This is a genomic window from Chitinophagaceae bacterium (assembly GCA_030053935.1).
In the GTDB taxonomy this organism is placed as follows: domain Bacteria; phylum Bacteroidota; class Bacteroidia; order Cytophagales; family JASGCU01; genus JASGCU01.
In genome coordinates, this window is the sequence record JASGCU010000045.1 from 10,796 (window position 1) to 18,533 (window position 7,738).

General features: G+C 33.9%; 4 protein-coding genes. All 4 read right to left on the bottom strand.

Translation table 11 applies throughout. From position 1 onward, the window contains the following. On the bottom strand, positions 1-836 hold an 836-nt coding region (locus tag QM536_05975; GenBank protein ID MDI9356557.1), incomplete at its 3' end, for a PD-(D/E)XK nuclease family transposase. A 115-nt stretch (positions 837-951) separates the two neighbouring features. Beyond that, on the bottom strand, positions 952-4,068 hold the full coding sequence (locus tag QM536_05980; GenBank protein ID MDI9356558.1) for a hypothetical protein: 3,117 nt from the start codon (positions 4,066-4,068) through the stop codon (positions 952-954). 301 nt (positions 4,069-4,369) lie between these two features. Further along, positions 4,370-5,263 (bottom strand): AraC family transcriptional regulator, encoded by an 894-nt coding sequence (locus QM536_05985; protein ID MDI9356559.1) that lies wholly within the window; start codon positions 5,261-5,263, stop codon positions 4,370-4,372. Between the two features lie 39 nt (positions 5,264-5,302). Beyond that, positions 5,303-7,738: hypothetical protein (locus tag QM536_05990; protein ID MDI9356560.1), on the bottom strand; the 2,436-nt coding region annotated here is incomplete at its 5' end.

The following is a 7,738-nucleotide window of genomic DNA, read 5'->3' on the forward strand; positions in this document are numbered from 1 at the left end:
ATAGTTTTATCTTTTTCTTCTATAGTTTTATCTTTTTCTTCTATAGCTTTATTTTTCTCTTCTATAGCTTTATTTTTCTCTTCTATAGTTTTTTTGTCATCTTCTTTTTGTGAGATTTCACTATTTCTGCTTAAAATATATTTCAGATATTCGTTATAGGCGTGTATATCATCTCCAAATGTGTTTAATTGGTCTAATTTTATTACTGCTTTCTGCAACCCTTTTGCATGAAACTCTTTTTTTACAGTGTTATTCTTAAAAAAATATATCCACTGATCTAGTTCATCATGTATCTGATCGTTGTATTGTTTTAAGCGTATAATCCAGTATTCGGGAAATATCTCTTTCAGTGTTTGGATATTATATTTTTCTTTTTGCTTGTTATCTAAGCTCAATTCACTATGATCATGGATTCCGTAGAAATGATTGTTTCCTCTATATACATAATCAGTTCCTTCGCCTAAATTGGCATAGGCTATGGTGATAGAAATAACTCTTTTTATTGTATCAAATTTTTCTTTTTCTTTGAGATATTCTTTGATAGCAACTGCTGCCCCGAACACAATTCTATGAAAATAATACACTTCGTATGTGTATTGTACTTCTACAATATACATATCTCCTTTTTTGTTCCGAACCTGTATATCTGTTCTTGTGTATTTGTCTTGAGAGTATTCTTTATTAGATTCGGTCTCTATAATTGCGTCTATTTTAATATCTTCTTGTAAAATAGTAGAAAATAATCCTTCTAAAATTTCGAAACTTGATTTTTGACGTAAAATAGATTTCATTGCCCAATCAAATGAAATGAGGGGACGTGTTTCTTCTTTTTTCATTTGTTGTAAAATTATATTTTATTATTATAAGTCGTTTTTTTTATTATTGTAAGTCGTTTTTATAAAATATAAAAAACCTCCTCCTTCTTTTAATAGAAAGAGGAGGTTAAAAAAATTATTTTATGGGTGAGAAGTTTACTTTCTGTGCTTCTGCTTTGTAATTTTTCCACTCGGTTTCAAAAAATACATTTACTTTTTCTAGAGCATCTTTTGTAGCTTTTTCTGCTTGTTCTATGGCAATATCCTGATTTTTATTAGGGGTGTCATAGTATCCTAAGTGATTAAAAGCTCTATAAATTCGCTCTGATGGTAAACGAGGATTATCATAAATTCCGAAGATATCTTCTTTTGTTTTGATAGTTTCTTTCAGTTCTTGAATCCTTTTTTCTAATTTTCCACCTTGTTTTTTTAAGGTATCTCCATTCACGTCTTTACTTTGGGTTTCCGTGAGAGCATTATTTACTTTTCCAATAACATCCTTTGCGTCGTTGAGTTTATCAATAGAGGCTGTGGCTTCTCCCATAATTTTCATTACACGTTCCGCTTTTTGCAGTATTATGTTGAAGTGTTCGGGATTAAAGTTATGTCTTGGGTCGGGTAATACTTTTACTTTGGTAGATACTTCTTTTTTATTAAAAGTAAGAGAGATAGTATATTCTCCTGGGGCTACGGGTACTCCGCTTGGTTCGTCGTCTCCTGGTTTTGGTTTAGGAGAGTCGGGGCTTCTGGTACCTTTTTTATCTAATCCCCAAAAAATACGGTTCATTCCTCCTTCTGTAACTACTTTTGTAAAGGTTCGAATATTATTTCCTTGGGCATCAAAGATTTTCACTTTTACCGAATCGGATTTAATGGTCGTATCTTTTTTAGAAGTATTTTTTACAGAAAAAGTAATCATAGCTCCAAAAGGTCTATCTGCTCCCTGAAACATAGCATCAGCGTGAAAATGTGTTCCTGCGGCTGCTCTGTATGTAAATTGATATGCATCGGGTGCGGGATAAACATAAATCATATCAGATAAAATATTTGTTCCTTTGGTTGCGAGTTCTCGTAGTGGTCTGATATCATCTAAAATCCATGCAGAGCGTCCAAAAGTTCCTATAACTAAGTCATGCTCTCTTGGATGGATTATCATATCATATGTGGATACGGTAGGGTATTCATTTGTCCATTTGGTAAATGTTTTTCCAAAGTCCAAGCTTAGGTAGAGTCCAAATTCTGTTCCTACGAATAAAAGATTTGGTTGAACAGGGTCTTGAGCAGAAGAAAGTACGTAACCGGAAACTTTTTTATCATCTACTAAATTAGTCCATGTTTTTCCAAAATCCTTTGTATAAAAGAGCATGGGTGTCCAGTTTCCTCTTCGGTAGTCATTTACTACTACAAAGGCTTCTGCGGCACTATAAGAAGATGCCTGTATTTGAGGAACCCAAGCTCCTTTGGGATAGTTCGGTATATTTTTAGATACTTCCGTCCAAAGAATACCATCTTGAGTCACTTGGATATTGCCATCATCTGTTCCTGCCCAAATAACATTTTTTTGTTTAGGACTCGGAGCAATAGTAATGATGGTGCAGTGATTTTCTGCTCCTGTAGCATCATACGTTAATCCTCCTGTTTCTAATTGTTTTTGTTTATTGGGGTCGTTGGTAGTTAGGTCGTTGGAAATAAGAGACCAGTTTTGTCCTCTATCGCTGCTTTTATGGACAAATTGACTTCCATAATAGATAGTATTTTGGTCAAAAGGGTCTTGTGCTATTGCTGAGTTCCAATTAAATCGTAGAAAAGTATTATCGGGGTGGGTTGGTTTTATATATTGAGTATAGCCATTTTGAAAATTGATATACATAAGATTTCCTCCTTGCCACATTCCGTATCCATGTTGAGGATCGTTAGGGACAGGTACGACATCGAATCCATCTCCAAAAGCAACTTCTTCCCAGTAGGCGTTTCTAATACCGCCTTGGTAGCGAAGTGATTGACTGGGTCCTCGCCAACTTCCATTATCTTGAAGCCCTCCCAAAACATTGTAAGGAACTTCCATATCTACGTTAATATGATAAAATTGTTCAAGGGGAAGATTTTCTACGAATCTCCAGCTTTTTCCTCTATCTCGAGAAATAGCAACTCCCCCATCATTTCCATCTATAATAAAAGATCCATCAGTAGGATGAATATACCAGTAGTGGTGGTCGCCGTGCACTCTATCCCAACCGAGAAGTGTTTCATAGCTTTTTCCTCCATCAATACTTACTTTGACGTTAGAGAAAATATTATAAACTCTATTTTCATTTTGTGGGTCTACCTGAATATCAAAATAATAAAAAGGTCTATCCCCTACTTCTTTGTCCTGAACTTTATTCCATTTTATTCCGCCATCTGTTGACTTATACAAAGCACTTTTTTTACTTTCTATAAGAGCGTAGACAATATTGGGTTCAGAAGGTGCTATGGCTATTCCGATTTTACCGAGTTCTCCCTCAGGAAGTCCATCATCTTTGGTTTTTTGTTTCCATGTTTCACCTCCGTCAAGGGAGATATATAACCCAGAACCTACTCCACCTGATTTAAAAAACCATGGTTCGCGTCTAAATTCCCACATTCCTGCAATAATTTTGTTTGGATTAGTAGGGTCTATTTTCATATCCGCAATACCTGTTTTTTTATTTACATAGAGAACTTTTCTCCATGTTTTTCCTCCGTCAGTGGTTTTGAAGACACCTCTGTCTTCGCTATCCGCCCATGCATTTCCTTGCACACCTATCAGTACCGTATTAGGGTCATCGGGGTGAACAAAGATGCGATGGATAGCACGTGTGTTTTCTAATCCCAAATATTGCCAAGTTTCCCCGCCGTCTAAGGTTTTATAAACACCGTTTCCCATATTCTGACTATTTCGAGGATTTCCCTCTCCCGTTCCTACGTAGATAATACTCGGATTCTTTTGGAATATAGAAATAGCACCGATAGAAGCTGCCTTTTCTTTATCAAAAATTGGCTTCCAACTAATGCCACCTCCTGTGGACTTCCATAATCCACCCGAAGCAGAACCTACATATATAATATCCGGATTATTCGCAACAACATCTATTGCGGTAACCCTTCCACTGGTTCCTGATGGACCGATATTTCGGGGCTTGAGACCCTTTACTTTATCCATATCCAATCCTTGTCCAATGGATAAGGAATACATTAGTATTCCTATAACAACAATTGTTAACTTTTTGAACATTGGTATATATGTTTGTATATAATAATTAAATAAATAAAGAAAGCGATATTACTTCCCAAAAAACAAAGATGCAATTTTTTTATAAAAATAAGAATTTTTCTTAAAAATATGTTTTTTTATTGAATTGTGAATTATATATAAATATATCAAACAAAAAATCCATAAGGGGTGAGAGTATTATAGAAACGGTAGGAAGTTTCCAAAAAGTTACTTTTGATGTACTTATAGTTTTGTAACTGGTTGATTATCTATAGGGTTAAAATTTAATATTTGTGTAAAAAGGTTTTTTTTAACATTTTTTTTATGGGGTTGTATTCACATTGGTTTGTTGATTTACATATTTAGAGATAAGGTATTTTTTGGGGGTTATTCCAAATTTCTTTTTAAACTTATCTATAAAATGACTCACATTTTCATAACCGACTTTATTTGCTACTTCTTGGACGGTATATTTTTCGGTGTCTAATAGTATTTTTGCTTGGTTAAATTTATAATGGAATAGATAATCAGAGATAGATATTCCATACATTTGTTTGAAACCGTTCTTGAGCTGTGAAGTATTGGTGCCTACTATGAGAGCAAGAGTGGATAGATTGGGAGGGTTAAAAGCATTCTTGATGAGATATTCTTTTGCGGCAGTTATTTTTTTGAGGTGAGATTGGTTATTCAAAAAGGGACATCGGGATTCTTCATTGGTAGTATGAATAAAATAGAAGCTCATTATTTCGTATATTTTTCCATGATAAAATAGATTGATTACATTTTCACTTATGTGGGGGAGGAGTACTTGGTGTAGGCACACTAATAAATCGGGTGAAATTTTTTTTTCTTCGTAGTGTTTTTCATTTTTATTTTCTGTATACAAGATGAAAGGAACATGGGTATCCATTGTAATAAGTTTATGAAGTTGTTCTAGAGGCATAGAGAGAAGGATAATGGTAGTTTGCGGCATGAGATTCATAGTAAAGTGCATATCATCATTTGGTTCATAAAAGAAATAGGTATGCTGGGTTACTATATCTTTGGTATAACGTTCTCCAAAATGAAGTTTTCCTTTTCCATTGAGAACAAAATAAAAGTGCGTTGTTTTCTTTGTGATACAGGCATCTGCTATACTGTTGTGGGTTGAATCATTTTTTATAAGGAATAGGTTCATTTCTTCTTTATCAAAAACTTTTTGTATAGTATTATTCATGTATGTTCTTTGTTTTTGTAGGGATTGAGTAATTTTTCTTTATTCTTTGAGTATTGTGATATTTTTAAAAGTGTTTTCTTCGGGGATATTGATAAGGATGCCATATACTCCATGTTTCCATGTTTCTGTATCAATGCTTATATTATTGTGTGAAGATTTGGCATAGAATATTATATTTCCTGTAATGTCTATTATCTTAATTTCTTTCAGGTGTGTTCCATTTGCAAAGGTAATGGAGAGATGTTCTTTGAAAGGTGTTGGGGATACGATAATCTGTTCTGTAATTTGTGTTTGTGGTGTATTGGTAAGGGAGTTAATGGGTTGTTTTTCTGTTATAGTAATAACATTGGGGTTTACATTGGCTGTATATTCTGTTCCATCTATTATTCTATCGAGGTCTAGTTCTTGTTTTTCGTTTGGCATTGGAATAATTGGGACTTCTATGGAGTATATATATTCATCTTTTTTGATGGGGATTGTAACTGTAGTATTTTCATTGAGAAGAGTGTAGAACAGATCCTCATCTGTGTTTTTGTTTCTAAATACTATAGGGATATTGGTAAGGTAGCGGTTTTTTGGATCATTTAGTTGGTTTTTCAGTGTCCATTTAATATTTATATTTTCTACGGAAGGAATGAGGTTTTGTTTTGGATTGGGGATAAGAGTAAAATTATAACGATTGGTGCTGAGAGAATCAGATTTTATATTGATTTGTGTGGCTTCTTTCCATAGTGTAGTTCCATTTTTAGTTTGATTGGTAGGGGCATAATAGGTATAAAAATGATCGTTGTTGTTTGGAATAGCCATTAGTATGTATTTAGCTGTTGTTACTTCGTTTACTGCTCTCTTGTCAAAAATGAATCCTCCCGATGAGTTTGTTTGTGTGGTTTCTTCGGTAACAGTATTCTGATATATCTTTATCAGTTTTATGGTTCCAGCAAATCCAACGGTGTTTTTATTTTTCTCTATTGCTATTGATACTGTTCCATTTATAGAATAGAAAGGAAGCACATAAACAATGATTCGTTCACTTGCGGGTTTGTATAGTTCTGGTTTTCCATCATTGTATGCTTGTATTATGATGGAAGTTATATTAATCAATGAGCTGGCAGTGCTATTGAATTTCATAGTCGCTTTATTTTCTTTAGGGTATTTTGATAGTATTAATTCTATATTTGGTGGGAGTGGGGCTTCGGGGTGTACTCTAAAAGTTATATTATTTTTTTGGAGGATTTCATCGTGAACATCTTGTATATTAGATTCTGCAAAAAGTATTATTTCTTCATCTATATGTGCATATACAGAAGTTGTTGGTATTTTAGTGCCATTTACAATAACTCCCATTTTGATGAATTGGGGTATTCCTGAAGAGGGTTTAATGATTACTTGTCTTTTTACCCAAGTGGCTTCTAAATAGTTTTTAGTTTCGGCTTGTTTTGCTGTTATCTCTACGGAAACTTCTTGTTGACCTATGCTTCCTTTTGTTATAGAAGCAGTGTCGTTTCTTATTGTTAGTATACTAATGTTATCTGATGTATATGTAATGGGTGCGGCTGTAGAATCTGATGAAGATGTAGAACTTCCTACTAACTTAAAGGGTGGAGCGTCTTCTAATTTTTCAGAAATAGATGCAAAAGTAATAGTAGGTTGGTTTTTTTGAATATATACATATTGCTTAAATACTGCTGTGTTGTATACGTTGTCATCACCTGGAAATGTTCTCGTGAGAGAGGTAGTTCCTGCTTTTTTTATAAGAAGCACAAGAGTATCCGTACTTCTTTTATTTTTTGTTACAATAGATGTATCTGCGATATGTAACTGTCCCATATAATTCGGTCCATAAATTTTACTTTCAATTGATGGTAGTATAAAAGCTGCCTTATACCCATAAATTTTGCTTATAGTGGCATCTAATCTTATTTGCTGGTCTATTTTTTGTATTGTCATTTGTATTTGTGTTTTAGCACTATCATAGTTTGTTGTTCCTGGATAGTAAGCAATAATGGTAACGGTACCGGAGCTTTTAGTTTGTATTCTCCCTCCATTGATGACCTTTACTTTAAAGGTATCTGATGATGTAAATACAGTAGTATTTACAGCTACTTCAGAGGAGTTAGCGTTAGAAGATACTTGTAAAGTATACTCTGCCTTTACTATAGGCATAGGAGGAAATTGAGTAAATACTATGGTGTGACTTGCTTTTTGTATAGTAAGTATTTTTTGTACACTTGATGAATGATAGAGATTACTACCTGTTTGATAAGCTGTTATAGAAACAGTTCCTGCTCCTCTGATAGTTAGTATATTATTATTTATGGCTACGAAAGTATTGGAGGCAGAATAGAAAACTAATAAATTCGAAGAAGAGGTTGCCGTTAAGAGAAAAGGATTCGTTCCAAAGGTTCTATTTTCTAATGCTCCAAAAGTGATGCTCTGAGCCGCTTTGTCTATGGTAAAAATTTGCACCACAGAATC